The 13,584-nt window shown below is 66.3% G+C and carries 13 protein-coding genes; 2 read left to right on the forward strand and 11 right to left on the reverse strand.

From position 1 onward, the window contains the following. Positions 1-244: 244 nt before the first annotated feature. Genes ISP25_RS12740 through ISP25_RS12750 form a run of 3 tightly spaced genes read right to left on the reverse strand, consistent with a single transcriptional unit; the run spans position 245 to position 2,972 of the window. The gene (locus ISP25_RS12740; protein ID WP_192155908.1) at positions 245-991 is read right to left on the reverse strand and encodes a glycosyltransferase family 2 protein; all 747 of its coding nucleotides are present in this window, start codon (positions 989-991) and stop codon (positions 245-247) included. Continuing rightward, positions 988-1,779 (reverse strand): beta-ketoacyl synthase chain length factor, encoded by a 792-nt coding sequence (locus ISP25_RS12745; RefSeq protein WP_404614360.1) that lies wholly within the window; start codon positions 1,777-1,779, stop codon positions 988-990. Before ISP25_RS12745 ends, ISP25_RS12740 begins: the two co-directional genes overlap by 4 nt. Continuing rightward, positions 1,776-2,972: a beta-ketoacyl-[acyl-carrier-protein] synthase family protein gene (locus ISP25_RS12750; RefSeq protein WP_404614362.1), complete on the reverse strand. Its 1,197-nt coding sequence runs from the start codon at positions 2,970-2,972 to the stop codon at positions 1,776-1,778. The genes ISP25_RS12745 and ISP25_RS12750 overlap by 4 nt, the downstream gene beginning before the upstream one ends. A 322-nt stretch (positions 2,973-3,294) precedes the next feature. Here ISP25_RS12750 and hemF point away from each other — a divergent pair, with 322 nt between their 5' ends. Then, complete coding sequence (gene hemF / locus ISP25_RS12755; protein WP_404614364.1) at positions 3,295-4,197, forward strand: oxygen-dependent coproporphyrinogen oxidase; 903 nt, start codon at positions 3,295-3,297, stop codon at positions 4,195-4,197. Here hemF and ISP25_RS12760 read toward each other — a convergent pair. Together ISP25_RS12760 and ISP25_RS12765 are read right to left on the reverse strand one after the other, a co-directional pair. After that, positions 4,175-5,119, reverse strand: a complete 945-nt coding sequence (locus tag ISP25_RS12760; protein WP_404614366.1) for an LpxL/LpxP family acyltransferase — start codon at positions 5,117-5,119, stop codon at positions 4,175-4,177. The two genes, hemF and ISP25_RS12760, sit on opposite strands and share 23 nt — an antisense overlap. Before the next feature lie 12 nt (positions 5,120-5,131). Continuing rightward, a complete protein-coding gene (locus ISP25_RS12765) occupies positions 5,132-5,404 on the reverse strand; it encodes a phosphopantetheine-binding protein (protein WP_192155918.1) in 273 nt (90 codons plus the stop codon). Positions 5,405-5,492: 88 nt separating this feature from the next. Here ISP25_RS12765 and ISP25_RS12770 point away from each other — a divergent pair, with 88 nt between their 5' ends. Further along, a complete protein-coding gene (locus ISP25_RS12770) occupies positions 5,493-6,485 on the forward strand; it encodes a chorismate transformation enzyme, FkbO/Hyg5 family (protein WP_404614368.1) in 993 nt (330 codons plus the stop codon). Positions 6,486-6,634: 149 nt separating this feature from the next. Here ISP25_RS12770 and glmU read toward each other — a convergent pair whose 3' ends face one another. The 6 genes from glmU to atpA form a co-directional block, all read right to left on the reverse strand. Next, positions 6,635-8,008 (reverse strand): bifunctional UDP-N-acetylglucosamine diphosphorylase/glucosamine-1-phosphate N-acetyltransferase GlmU, encoded by a 1,374-nt coding sequence (gene glmU / locus ISP25_RS12775; protein WP_404614370.1) that lies wholly within the window; start codon positions 8,006-8,008, stop codon positions 6,635-6,637. Between the two features lie 51 nt (positions 8,009-8,059). Continuing rightward, on the reverse strand, positions 8,060-8,599 hold the full coding sequence (locus tag ISP25_RS12780) for an energy transducer TonB (RefSeq protein ID WP_404614372.1): 540 nt from the start codon (positions 8,597-8,599) through the stop codon (positions 8,060-8,062). A gap of 217 nt (positions 8,600-8,816) precedes the next feature. After that, positions 8,817-9,245, reverse strand: coding sequence for a F0F1 ATP synthase subunit epsilon (locus ISP25_RS12785; RefSeq protein ID WP_404614374.1), 429 nt, complete (start codon positions 9,243-9,245; stop codon positions 8,817-8,819). Between the two features lie 42 nt (positions 9,246-9,287). Beyond that, positions 9,288-10,721: a F0F1 ATP synthase subunit beta gene (gene atpD, locus ISP25_RS12790; RefSeq protein WP_192155926.1), complete on the reverse strand. Its 1,434-nt coding sequence runs from the start codon at positions 10,719-10,721 to the stop codon at positions 9,288-9,290. A 184-nt stretch (positions 10,722-10,905) separates the two neighbouring features. After that, positions 10,906-11,823: a F0F1 ATP synthase subunit gamma gene (gene atpG, locus ISP25_RS12795; RefSeq protein ID WP_404614376.1), complete on the reverse strand. Its 918-nt coding sequence runs from the start codon at positions 11,821-11,823 to the stop codon at positions 10,906-10,908. A gap of 62 nt (positions 11,824-11,885) precedes the next feature. Beyond that, the gene (atpA, locus tag ISP25_RS12800) at positions 11,886-13,436 is read right to left on the reverse strand and encodes a F0F1 ATP synthase subunit alpha (protein ID WP_404614378.1); all 1,551 of its coding nucleotides are present in this window, start codon (positions 13,434-13,436) and stop codon (positions 11,886-11,888) included. Between the last annotated feature and the right edge of the window lie 148 nt (positions 13,437-13,584).

Here is a 13,584-nt window from a genome sequence, read left to right on the forward strand (position 1 = left end):
TCGATCAGGCAGGAGGCCGGCCGGAAAGCCGGTTCCACCTCTCACGCACCCGCAGGGCGCGATGCCCGGAGAGCGTCTTCGCGGAGCGCGTTTTTCTCTTGGCTACTTCTCTTTGACTCGGGGTCGGATTTGCCGTTCGCCCACGCTTCCGCATGGGCACGCAAAAGAGAAGTGGTCCAGCCGTCGGCAGGCAGACGAAACCGCCTTGTTCCTCGCGAAAGCACCAGCTCTCCCAAGCGCAGCACTACCTTCGAACTATCCGCGGCGCCGCATGCGATCGCCGATAGCTCTCCACCACCTGCCCGTAATGCAGCACACGACCAATTGTGTAGAGCGTGATGCGCATGGTGTCGAGCACCGGGCGCAAATGGCTGGGACGCGCATCCAAGGGATAACGCGAAGCGATCGGCACCGACACCACACCCATCTGCAGCTCGCGCGAAGCAGCGATGAGGATAGCCGCTTCGAATACGAAATCCTGCGCGGCGAGATCGACCAGATCCAGCGCCGCACGCGGATACCAGCGCTGTCCGCTTTGCGTGTCCGCCACCGGCTGGCCGCATCCCCATGAAATACCCCAGTCGGCGACGGCGTTGGCGCGACGGCGGCTCTGCGGCTGCTGCGCCTTGTCGAGCAGGCGCGCGGCGATTACCAGGTCGCCGGGATGCGCGGCGGCGGCGGCCACGATGCTCGGGATGTCGGACGCCAGATGCTGGCCATCGCCATCCATGGTCAGCACGGCTTCGTAGCCCAGGCGCAACGCTTCGCGGAAGCCATCGCGCAACGCCTCGCCCTTGCCGCGACGTTCGTCGTGGCGAAGCAGCGTAACCGGCAGCGCCGCCAGGATTTCCGGCGTGCGATCCGTCGAGCCGTCGTCCACCACGATCACGGGCGCGCCCAGCGCGAGCACGGATTCGACTACGCGGCGGATCGCCGCCTCTTCGTCGAGGCAGGGGATCAGCACGCACCAGCGGGGCAGGGACGCGCTCAATCGGCGACCTCGACGTCGACGAGCAGATCCATCGCCGTGGCGTAGCCGACGCGGCAGACGCCGCCCCGCGTGGCGAGCAGGGCGAGCAGCGGCAACGCGGCGGCGCAGGGGTTGCCGGCCGCTTCGTCCCGGAGTGCGGCAGGCGCCGGCGTAGGCGCGGGGCAATCGTCCGCCATCCGCACGCGCAAGCGCGCAAGCGCGTTCGCGCCAGCCACGGGCGTCAGAAGCAGGGCACAACCGAAGGCGCTGCTGCAGCCGGTCATCTCCAGCAACGGCCCGCTTCCAGCGGTATCGCTGCACACCAGCAGCACCGGGCGTTGTTCGGCCAGCGCCTGCGTCGCCGCTTCCAGCAGCGCGGCGCCGAAGGTGTACGCACCCGCGCACACGGCGCTGGATGGGGCGCGGCAGCCGGTGGCGATGGTCCAGTAACCAGCCGACGCGTTGTGCACGGAATGGTGGAAACGGGTGGGCGACAGCTCCGTGGGCGCGCGCGCCAATGTGGCGCAGATTTCGTCGGTGATGGACTGGTCGCCGTGGGCCGAGGCGAACACGCAAGCCAGGGCGGTCGGATCGTACCCCCCCATGCCCAACGCCTGACCGGCCACTTCCACCGCCAGGCGCACGCTGCCGGGCGCACGGCGGCGTTCGTTCGCAGGCAGCAGCGCGGCAATGGGTGCGTCGGACGCGGCAGGTGCTTCGCCTGCAAGCAGGGCACGCAGCGCGGCGAAGTCGCCAAGACGTGGCGACCACAGGCCGATGCCCTCGACATGCAGCTCCATCGACGTCATGGTGCGCGTCCGAACACGAGGCAGGCATTGTTGCCGCCGAAACCGAAGGAGTTGCTGAGTGCCACGTCCACGCGGCGTTCCTCGCCTTGCCACGCGAACTGCGCGCCGCAGGCGGGATCGGGCGTGGCCACACCGATGTTGCCGGGTACGAAGCCGTGTTCGATGGCCTGCAGCGCGATCGTCGCTTCCACGATGCCCGCCGCGCCCAGCGTGTGGCCGGTGCAGCCCTTGGTGGAACTCGCGCGCGTGGTCGCCGGGAAACGGCGCGCCACCAGAGCGGCTTCCATCGCGTCGTTCGCGCGGCTGGCGGTGCCGTGCAGGTTCAGGTAATCGACCTGCGACGCGTGGATGCCGGCGCGCGCCAGCGCAGCATCCAGCGCCAGCTCCGCACCGTGGCCGTCGGGATGCGGCGACGACATGTGCCACGCGTCGCTGGCCTCGCCATAACCGAGCAGGCGCGGTGCGTGCGGCGCGGTGTCGATGCGTTCCAGCAGCGTGAAACCGGCGGCCTCGCCAAGCGAAATCCCGTCGCGGTTCGTGTCGAACGGGCGACAGGCGTCGGGCGAGATCAGCTCCAATGCGTTGAAGCCGAAGAGCACGTTGTCGCACAGGCTGTCCACCCCGCCCACCACCGCCGCATCGGCCAGGCCCAATGCGATCATGCGCGCCGCGCTGGCGAACACCTTGGCGCTGGACGAACAGGCGGTGGAAATCGTGAGGCACGGCCCCTGCAGAGCCAATGCTGCGGCGACGAAGGCTCCCAGCGAATGCGGCGCATGCAGTGCGGGCTGGCGCAGGTCGGTGGGGAAGCGCCCCGCAGCATCGAGGCGGCGATAGGCTTCCTCGGTGGCGCCGATGCTGGCGGTGGAGGTGCCAAGCAACAGCGCCACGCGGCGCGCGCCGTGACGTTGGCGGGCATCATGCACGCGGCCGAGGAAACCGTCCTGCTGCAGGCCGAGCCAGGCGAGGCGGTTGTTGCGGCAATCCCAATCGGCCAGCGCGGGCGGCAATGCCATGGCTTCCACGCCGTCCACGCGGCCAATCCAGCCCAGCTGCGGCGCGCTGCCGAAATCATTGCGCCGCAATCCCGTGCGACCCTGCCGCAGTGCCGCGAGCTGCGCCGCCAACCCGCGACCAAGCGCGGAGCTGACGGTGCTGGCACTGATCGCCAGCGGAATCGTCGGTGTCGTCATCGCATCAGCCTAGCGAGCGCCTGCCTGGCTGCCTAGCTTGCGCGCGCCCGTCGTTCAGGTATGAATTCCGGTGTTGGGCAATCACTGCCATTGCGTCACCCGACGCCATCTGCATTGCAGGTCCGGACCGATGGTCGACGACACGTTGCAACGGCAATACCTCACATCCAGTCCACGGGGGCCGCGGGCAGCAGCGCACGCAACGACGAACCGCATGCGCAGTCCGTGCATTTGGTCCATCGCAGGACGCGCGACGCCTCGCCGCAGCGGCAACGGGGTCCGCTCTTGCTAAGCTCGCAATGATGCAAACCGGATGTCAACGATGAGCGAACAAGCCGACCTTGCCGAAGCCTTCCTGCGTTCGCTGCAGGATCGCATCTGCACCGAACTGGAACAGCTGGACGGCTCCGCGCGCTTTGTCGAGGACGCGTGGACGCGCGCCGCTGGCGGCGGCGGTCGTACCCGTGTGCTGCGCGACGGCGCACTGTTCGAACAGGCCGGAGTGAACTTCTCGCGCGTGAGCGGCACGCCGTTGCCGCCCAGCGCCACTGCACACCGCCCGGAACTTGCCGGCGGCAGTTTCATCGCCACCGGCGTGTCGCTGGTGCTGCACCCGAAGAACCCTTACGTACCTGCCGCACACGCCAACGTGCGCTATTTCGAGGCCGGCAAGGAAGGCATGGAACCGGCGTGGTGGTTCGGTGGCGGTTTCGACCTCACGCCGTTCTACCCGTTCGACGAGGACGTCGTGCACTGGCATGGCGTGGCACGCGACCTTTGCGCGCCGTTCGGCGCGGACGTCTACCCGCGCTATAAAAAGTGGTGTGACGACTATTTCTATCTCAAGCACCGCGGCGAAACGCGCGGCGTGGGCGGCCTGTTCTACGACGACCTCAACGAAGGCGGCTTCGGGCGTTGCTTCGACTTCACCAGGGCCGTTGGTCAGGGTTTCCTCGACGCGTACCTGCCCATCGCCGCACGCCGCCGCGACACGCCCTACGGCGAACGCGAGCGCGAATTCCAGCTCTATCGCCGCGGCCGCTACGTGGAGTTCAACCTCGTCTACGACCGCGGCACCCTGTTCGGCCTGCAATCCGGCGGACGGACCGAATCCATCCTGATGAGCCTGCCGCCGCGCGTACGCTTCGAATATGCGTACCAGCCCGGACCGGGGTCGGCAGAGGCTCGCCTGGCCGATTACCTCAAGCCGCGCGATTGGGTGTAACGCCCGGGTCGGCGGATTCGCCTGCCGCCCAGAAGTCGTGGAAGTTGAACCAGTTGTACGGCACCACGCGCACGTAATGTTCCAGCCGCGCGGCATAGCGCGCGAGCAGCATATCCAGCGCGGGGCCGCGCTGGTCGCGCGGAATCGCCACGGGGTCGGCGAACGGCTCGAACACCAGCCGGTAGCGGTTGCCGCCGAGGTACAGGCCGAAGCAAAGCAGCACCGGCACCTGGAGCGCATTCGCCAGCAACCACGGCCCCACCGGCAGCGGCGCGGGCGCGCCGAGGAAATCCACGCTGCGCTGCGCTTCGTGTTCGCCCGCGCGATCGGCCAGCAGCGCCACCATCGCGCCCTGCCGGCAGGCTTCGGCGGCAGCCAGCACCACGTGGGCGCCACCGCGTGAGGCATCAATCACGGCCTTGCCCACGTCGGGTGCAAGAGCCTCCAGCAGCTCGGTCATGATCGGCGTCTTGCCTTTGTCCAGCACCACCCGCAGTTGCGCGCTGGGATGGCGCGTGCTGACCGCGCGCAAGGCTTCGAAGCTGCCCTGGTGCGAACCAATGAGCAGCACGCCGCGCCCTTCGTCCAGGCGACGTTCCAGTTCCGCCAAACCCTCGACTTCGATATGGAAGCCGCGCTCGCCCCGGACCAGCAGGAAAACCCTGTCGAGCGTGGTGGCCGCGTAGCCATGGAACTGGCGCAGCATCGCCCACACGCCCGGTGGACGGCCTAGCGCGCGCGCGAGGTACTGCCGCGAGGCACGCCGCTCGGCGCCACGGCGCAGGAAGTAATACAGCGTGATCGGATACAGCAGGAGCCGCGCAAAACGACGGCCGCCATGCAACGCCAACGCCAGGATCAACTGCAATGCGAAGCGTCCGCCGCCTTCGCGCTGCTCGCGCCAGTGCGTAGTGTCGCCCATGCGCGGGAGGCCTCAGCCCTGGCCGCGATGCGCTTCGACAAATGCACTCAGCTCGCGCAGGCTGGCGAAGATGCGTTTGTTGTCGGGGTGGTCGGAACGCAGTTGGAAGCCATAGCGCTTGGACACCGCCAGCGCGATCTCCAGCGCGTCGATGGAGTCCAGCCCCAGCTCGCCGTCGAACAGCGGGGCATCAGGGTTGATCTTTGCGGGATCGACCGCCTCGAGGTTCAGGCTTTCCACGATCAGGGTGGCCAGCTCGTGCTGGGCAGCGGTCAGTTCGGCCATGTGCGCGGAAGCTCGGAAAACATCGTCGAAACGTTGGAAAGCGGCGGCAAAGTGTAACATGGCGCTCTTGTCATTCCCGGTTGCAAGCATGGTCGAGGGTCGTGAAAGCAGGAGGGTCGAGAGCGGCCCGGTACGCGCACCGCACGTTTCCTATCGCATGGACGACGCCACCTCCCTGCTGGCCGAACCCGGCACATTGGCGGTGTTCGGCTTCGACGACCGCGCTGCCGGCAGCGCGGACCCACGCCTCCTGCGCGTGCCGCTGGAGACCTTCGACACATCTGCGCCCTGCGAGCTGTGGCAGGTGGATGGCCCGGTGGAACATGGCCGCGATGGGGCATTGCGCTGGTCGATCGGCGGCGGCTGGCTGTTTGCTGCGCTGGAATTGGACGAGCGTGCGCACGGCGGCCCCGCCGGCGCGGCTCGCGTTGCCTACGCGCAGTTGCGCGATTTCATCCGCGGCCACGAGCAGCAGCAGGTGTTGCGCATCTGGAACTATCAGGGCGCGATCAACCGGGGCGAAGGCGACGCCGAACGCTACAAGTTGTTCTGCGATGGTCGCGCCGAGGGTTGCGGCGATTGGTTCGCCGCCGGCTATCCGGCCGCCACCGCCATCGGCCACCACGGCGATCCGCATCTGCTGCAGGTCTACCTGCTTGCCAGTGCGCGTACCGGCACCGCGGTGGAGAACCCGCGCCAGACCAGCGCATGGCGCTATCCGCGCCAGTACGGCCGCACCTCGCCCGGTTTCGCCCGCGCGATGCGCCTGCCAGCGGAGGACGCCCTGGCTATCTCGGGTACCGCCGCCGTGGTGGGTCACGCTTCGGCCCACGAGGGCGATACCGTCGCGCAACTCGACGAAATCCTGCTCAACCTCGAGGCGCTGCTTGCCAGTGCCGGCATGCCGGCCGGATTCGACACGCACGCGCCGCTGAAAGCCTACATACGTCACCCCATCGATGCACCGCGTGTGCGTGCAAAACTCCAGCAACGCCTGCCCGGCGTGCCCGTGCTGCTGCTGCATGGCGACGTGTGCCGCAGCGAACTGCTGGTTGAGCTGGATGGTTGGCGCTACGCCTGAAGGCCTGTCCGAGGGCGTGCCTTGTCGTCGCTGCCGTCAGGCCTGATCGCGCATGCCGCATGGCGGCGGCTCGACGACAGGCTGCGGAGACCGCGCCTGCTGACACAGCACGACGACGGTGCACGGAGACATCGTCCATCCTGCCAGGCTCACGATTCCTTCTTCGTCGGCCGCTGCCAGCCGGAAAGCGTGATCTGCCGCCCACGCGCCACGGTAAGTTCGCCCGCCACTGCATCCTTGGTGATGACCGAACCGGCACCGATGGTGGCCTGGGCACCGATGGTCACCGGCGCCACCAGGGCGCTGTTGGAACCGATGAAGGCGCCGTCCTCGATTCGCGTGGCGAACTTGTTCACACCGTCGTAGTTGCAGGTAATGGTTCCGGCACCGACGTTGACGCCGCGGCCGATCACGGTGTCGCCGAGGTAGGTAAGGTGGTTGGCCTTGCTGCCCTCGCCGATACGGGTCTTCTTGGTTTCGACGAAGTTGCCCACGTGCACGCCGGCGTCGAGTTCGGTGCCGGAACGCAGTCGCGCAAACGGTCCGATGGTGCAGGGACCGTGGGTGACTACGCCTTCCACGTCGCAGTGCGCCAGCACCACGGTGCCGGCGGCGAGCCGCACGTCCTTCAGCCGCGTGAACGGGCCGACGCGCACTTCGTCGCCGAGGCTCACGCTGCCTTCGAGGATCACGTCGACGTCCACTTCCACGTCGTGGCCGTGGCTTATTTCGCCGCGCACGTCGATCCGCGCCGGATCGGCGAGACGCACGCCCGCCAGCATCAGCGCATGCGTGGCGCGACGCCGGTATTCGGTCTCCAGTCCGGCAAGCTGCAGTACATCGTTCGCGCCCGAGGCTTCCAACGGATCGGGACATTCGACGCCAAGCGCGGGACGTCCTTCGTCGTTTGCCATGCCGAAGATGTCGGTGAGGTAGTACTCGCCTTGCGCGTTGTCGCGGTCGAGCCCGGCGAGCCAGACGCGCAGCGCGGCAGCCGGTGCGACGAGGATGCCGGTGTTGACCACATCGATCGCTCGCTGCTCGTCGCTGGCATCCTTCTCCTCGACCACGCAGCGCACATGGCCATTGCCATCGCGCAGCACGCGACCGTAGCCGCGCGGATCGGCGACGCGGATCGCCAGCAGGCCGAAGCCGCCCTCCACCTGCACGAGCGTGCGCAAGGTGTCGGCGCGGGTCAGCGGCACGTCGCCGTAGAGCACCAGCACCTGGGCATCGTCGGGTATGTCAGGCAGCGCCTGCTCCACTGCGTGGCCGGTGCCAAGGCGTTCGGCCTGCAGCACCCAATGCAGGTCGCCCTGGCCCTCAAACGCGGCCTGCACCTGGTCGCCGCCGTGGCCATAGACCACGTGGATCGCCACCGGCTGCAGCGCGCGCGCGGTGGCCAGCACGTGGCCGAGCAGGGGGCGTCCGGCCAGCGGCATCAGCACCTTGGGGCGCGTGGACTTCATGCGCGTACCCGCTCCGGCGGCGAGGACAATGACGTGCAGCGGAGTGTTGTTCATGCGTGCCTGCCTTGACGGGTGCTGGCCTGGAAGTCTATCAGCGACGCCGGCTCAGCCTTTTGTCGGTGCAGATGTCACGGTTGCCTTGCCGGCGTGGCATTCGAAGCGGAATGCGTACATCAGGCTGAAAGGTTTCGTGGTGCTGTCGACTTCGTGGGTATTGCCGTCCGCGTCGGCCGCCCAATGGTTGATGCGCAGCGGATTGAACCGCCACTGCAGCACGGCGGTGCGCACCGCGGCAAGGAATGGCGACCAGGGCGGCATGGCCGACCCGTTTTCGGCGAGAACACCCCGAACGTCGCTCACCTTGCCCGTTTCGTCGACGATCACCTGCGCATCTACCTCTTGCATCGGCGCGCAAGCGGCGAGTTGGCTCGGCGGGTAGACAGGCAGGATGCGCTGGAACGGTGTGGCGCCCGTAGCGATGTCTCCTATTGCCAGTTGGTAGTGCTCCATATGGCTATCGTCCAGCATCCGATAGCTGGCAGAACCTTCGTTCGGCGCCTTGGACGGCGGCGCAGCGACGGTGGCGCAACCCGCCATACCCAGCGCCAGCAGGCCGGTCAGTGGCGTGCTCATGCGTTTCGTCACGGTGCATCTCCTTGCTTCGGGCGACCGCGACGCTATCAGACTACAATTGTAATTTGAAGTAACCAACCATCGTCCGGGCATCGGCCAAATGCAAAAACGCCAGCACGAGGCTGGCGTTTCGAACAGCTTGCCGCCAAACGAAGCGGCGGCTTTTGCCGGGAGTACGACCGCAGATGACCGCTCCTCCGATCCTCGCGATCAGCTGGATCGCAGAAGCTCAGTGCTTGAGGTTCTTGCGCAACCGCTCCAGCGCCTGCAGCTGCGCCATCGCCATCGCCAGCTTGGCCTGGGCCTCGGCCACTTCAACGGCATCGCTGCGGTTGGCCAACGCGTCCTCGGCTTCCTTCTTGGCGCGCTGTGCGGCAGCCTCGTCGATGTCCTCGGAACGGATCGCCGTGTCGGCCAGTACCGTGACGGACTGCGGCTGCACCTCGAGGATGCCGCCGCCGGTGAGCGAGATGTCGATCTTCGCACCGTTGGCTTCGGTCACGACGACCTTGCCCGGCTTGAGGCGGGTGATCAGCGGGGCGTGGCGGGGCGTGATGCCCAGCTCGCCAATTTCGCCGGTGGCGACGACCATCGTCGCCTCGCCGGAATAGATCGCGGCCTCGGCGCTGACGACTTCGACGCGGATGGTGGTGGTCATGATGGTTCTCGCTGCGCTCGAAGGGGTTCGGAAGGAGGTCGCTTACGCGGCCTTCTTCGCGCCCATCTCCTCGCCCTTCTTGATCGCTTCGTCGATGCCGCCGACCATGTAGAACGCCTGCTCGGGCAGGTGGTCGACGTCGCCTTCCACGATCATCTTGAAGCCGCGGATGGTTTCCTTCAGCGACACATACTTGCCGGGCGCGCCGGTGAACACTTCGGCCACGTGGAACGGCTGGCTGAAGAAGCGCTCGCACTTGCGGGCGCGCGCCACCACCTGCTTGTCCTCTTCGGACAGTTCGTCCATGCCGAGGATGGCGATGATGTCCTTCAGCTCCTTGTAGCGCTGCAGCATGCCCTGCACGCGGCGGGCCACGTCGTAGTGCTCCTGGCCCACCACCTGGGGATCGAGCTGGCGGCTGGTGGAGTCCAGCGGATCCACGGCCGGGTAGATGCCCAGCGAGGCGATCTGGCGCGACAGGGTCACGGTGGAGTCGAGATGCGCGAAGGTGGTGGCCGGCGACGGATCGGTCAGGTCGTCCGCAGGCACGTACACGGCCTGGATCGAGGTGATCGAACCGGTTTTGGTCGAGGTGATGCGCTCCTGCAGCACGCCCATTTCGTCGGCCAGCGTCGGCTGGTAGCCCACCGCGGACGGCATGCGGCCGAGCAGCGCGGACACCTCGGTACCGGCCAGCGTGTAGCGGTAGATGTTGTCCACGAAGAACAGCACGTCCTTGCCCTTGCCGGACGCGTCCTTCTGGTCGCGGAAGTACTCGGCCATGGTCAGGCCGGTCAGCGCGACGCGCAGGCGGTTGCCCGGCGGCTCGTTCATCTGGCCGTACACCATCGCCACCTTCGACTCCGGCAGGTTGTCCAGCTTGACGACGCCGGCGTCCTGCATCTCGTGGTAGAAGTCGTTGCCTTCGCGGGTGCGCTCGCCCACGCCGGCGAACACCGACAGGCCCGAGTGCTGGGTCGCGATGTTGTTGATCAGCTCGAGCATGTTCACGGTCTTGCCCACGCCGGCGCCGCCGAACAGGCCGACCTTGCCGCCCTTGGCGAACGGGCAGACCAGGTCGATCACCTTGATGCCGGTTTCCAGCAATTCGTTGGCCAGCGCCTGGTCGGCATACGACGGCGCTTCGCGATGGATCACCCAGCGGTCTTCGGCGTTGATCGGGCCGACTTCGTCGATCGGGTTGCCGAGCACGTCCATGATGCGGCCCAGGGTGGCGTTGCCCACCGGCACCTTGATGCCTTCGCCGGTGTTGCGGGCCACGAGGCCGCGCTTCAGGCCGTCGGTGGAACCCAGCGCGATGGTGCGCACCACGCCGTCGCCCAGCACCTGCTGCACTTCCAGCGTGATCTCGGTGCCGTCGATCTTCAGCGCGTCATACACCTGCGGCACCTGATCGCGTGCGAACTCGACGTCGATGACCGCGCCGATGATCTGAACAACTTTGCCCTGGCTCATGGATGTGCTCCGGATGGATCTTTGTGATTTCGTATCAGCGCCGACAAAGCGTCGCTTTATTAAGAGTGCAACCACGGATGGTTGCCTTTTGATTTTGCTCTGCGGTCACGGATGACCGCCTTTGTCCAACAGTGCGGCCACGGATGGCCGCCCATTTGATCTTCGCGGTCATGGATGACCGCACTTATACCGCCGCCGCGCCACCCACAATTTCAGAGATTTCCTGCGTAATCGCCGCCTGGCGGGTCTTGTTGTAGACCAGCGTCAGCGTGTCGATCACCTTGTTCGCGTTGTCCGATGCGCTCTTCATCGCGACCATGCGCGCGGCGTGTTCGCTGGCGAGGTTTTCCAGCACACCCTGGTACACCACCGACTCGATGTAGCGGCCCAGCACGTGTTCCAGCACGGTCTGCGCATCGGGCTCGTAGATGTAGTCCCAGTCGTGGACCTGCTCCAGCTTGATGCCGGCATACGCCGACTCGCCGGACGCCTGCTGTGCTTCCATCTCCGCCGCCACCAGCGGCAGCGGCAGCAGCGCATCGATGGTGGGCTTCTGCGTCATGGTGTTGACGAAGTCGTTGTAGGCGAGAAACACCCGATCCAGGCCATTGGCCTCGTAGGCATCCAGCACCACCTTGATGACGCCGACCAGCTGCTCGAGCTTGGGACGCTCGCCCAGGTGGGTGACGCTGCCGACAAGGTTCACACCCTTGATACGGCGGAAGAATTGCAGTGCTTTCTGACCGATCGCCAGCACGTCGACCTGCACGCCCTTGTCCTGCCACTCGCGGATCGCGGGCAGCAGGCGGCGGAACATATTGGAGTTCAGGCCACCGCAGAGTCCGCGGTCGGTGGACACCACGATGTAGGCCACGCGCGCGACGTTGTCCCGCTCGACCAGGAACGGATGCTTGAAGTCCGTGTTGGCCTGCGCCACGTGTGCGATCACCTTGCGCATGGAACGCGCATAGGGACGCGAGGCCTTCATAAGATCCTGCGCTTTGCGGATCTTCGAGGCCGAGACCATCTCGAGCGCGCGCGTCACCTTGCGCATGTTCTGCGTGCTCTTGATCTTGGTTTTGATTTCGCGTCCGCTAGCCACGTATGCCTCAACCTGTCGGGTCTGTGCTATGCCGGTTCACGACCGGCGCGCCGTTCCTGGGATTACCAGCTGCCGGTCTTCTTGAACTCGTCGAGACCGGACTTGAAGGTCCCCTCGATGTCATTGTTCCAGTCGCCGGTGGCGACGATCTTCTTCATCAGATCACCATGGTTCTGATGGAAGAAGTCGTGCATGCCCTTCTCGAACGCCAGCACCTTGTTCACCGGCAAGTCGTCCAGGTAACCCTTCTCCGCGGCATACACCGACAACGCGAGCTCGGCGATCGACAGCGGCGCGTACTGCTTCTGCTTCATCAGCTCGGTCACGCGCTGGCCGCGGTCGAGCTGGGCGCGGGTGGCCGGATCGAGGTCGGAGGCGAACTGCGCGAACGCAGCCAGTTCGCGGTACTGCGCCAGCGCCAGCTTCACGCCGCCGGACAGCTTCTTCACGATCTTGGTCTGCGCCGAACCGCCCACGCGCGACACCGAGATACCGGCGTTCACGGCGGGACGAATGCCGGCGTTGAACAGATCGGTCTCGAGGAAGATCTGGCCGTCGGTGATCGAGATCACGTTGGTCGGCACGAAGGCGGACACGTCGCCGGCCTGCGTTTCGATGACCGGCAGCGCGGTGAGCGAACCGGTCTCGCCCTTCACTTCGCCGTTGGTGAATTTCTCGACGTACTCCTCGCTGACGCGCGAGGCGCGCTCGAGCAGGCGCGAGTGCAGATAGAACACGTCACCCGGGTAGGCTTCGCGGCCCGGCGGACGCTTCAGCAGCAGCGAGATCTGGCGATAGGCCACGGCCTGCTTGGACAGGTCGTCATAGACGATCAGCGCGTCCTGGCCGCGGTCGCGGAAGTATTCGCCCATGGCGCAGCCGGAGTACGGCGCGATGTACTGCAGCGCAGCCGATTCGGAGGCCGAGGCGACCACCACGATGGTGTTGGCCAGCGCGCCGTTCTCTTCGAGCTTGCGTACCACGTTGGCGATGGACGAGCGCTTCTGGCCGATCGCCACGTAGATCGAGAAGATGCCCGAGTCTTTCTGGTTGATGATCGCGTCGATCGCCAGCGCGGTCTTGCCGGTCTGGCGGTCGCCGATGATCAGCTCGCGCTGGCCGCGGCCGATCGGAATCATCGAGTCGACCGACTTGTAACCGGTCTGCACCGGCTGGTCGACCGACTTGCGCCACACCACGCCCGGCGCGACCTTCTCGATCGGCGAGCTGAGCTTGGCGTTGAGCGGACCCTTGCCGTCGATCGGGTTGCCCAGCGCGTCCACCACGCGGCCGAGCAGCTCGGGGCCGACCGGCACTTCGAGGATGCGGCCCGTGGTCTTGGCGACGTCGCCTTCGCGCAGGTGCTGGTATTCGCCCAGCACCACGGCGCCGACCGAGTCTCGCTCGAGATTCAGCGCCAGCGCAAACGCGTTGCCCGGCAGTTCGATCATTTCGCCCTGCATCACGTCGGCCAGGCCGTGGATGCGCACGATGCCGTCGGACACGCTGATGATCGTGCCCTCGTTGCGGGCTTCCGCGCCAAGCTTGAACTGCTCGATGCGGTTCTTGATCAGTTCGCTGATCTCGGACGGGTTCAGGGTGGTGCTGGACATGGGTCGATATCCTGAAATTTGAAAGCTCTTTTAAGAGTCCAGCCATGGATGGCTGGTTTTTGCTCTTCGCGAAACGGATTTCGCGTGAAACCTATGATTGTCCGGCCATGGACGGCCGGTTTTGCTCTTTTGCGAAAGGACTTCGCAT

Source organism: Rhodanobacter hydrolyticus (genome assembly GCF_044904645.1).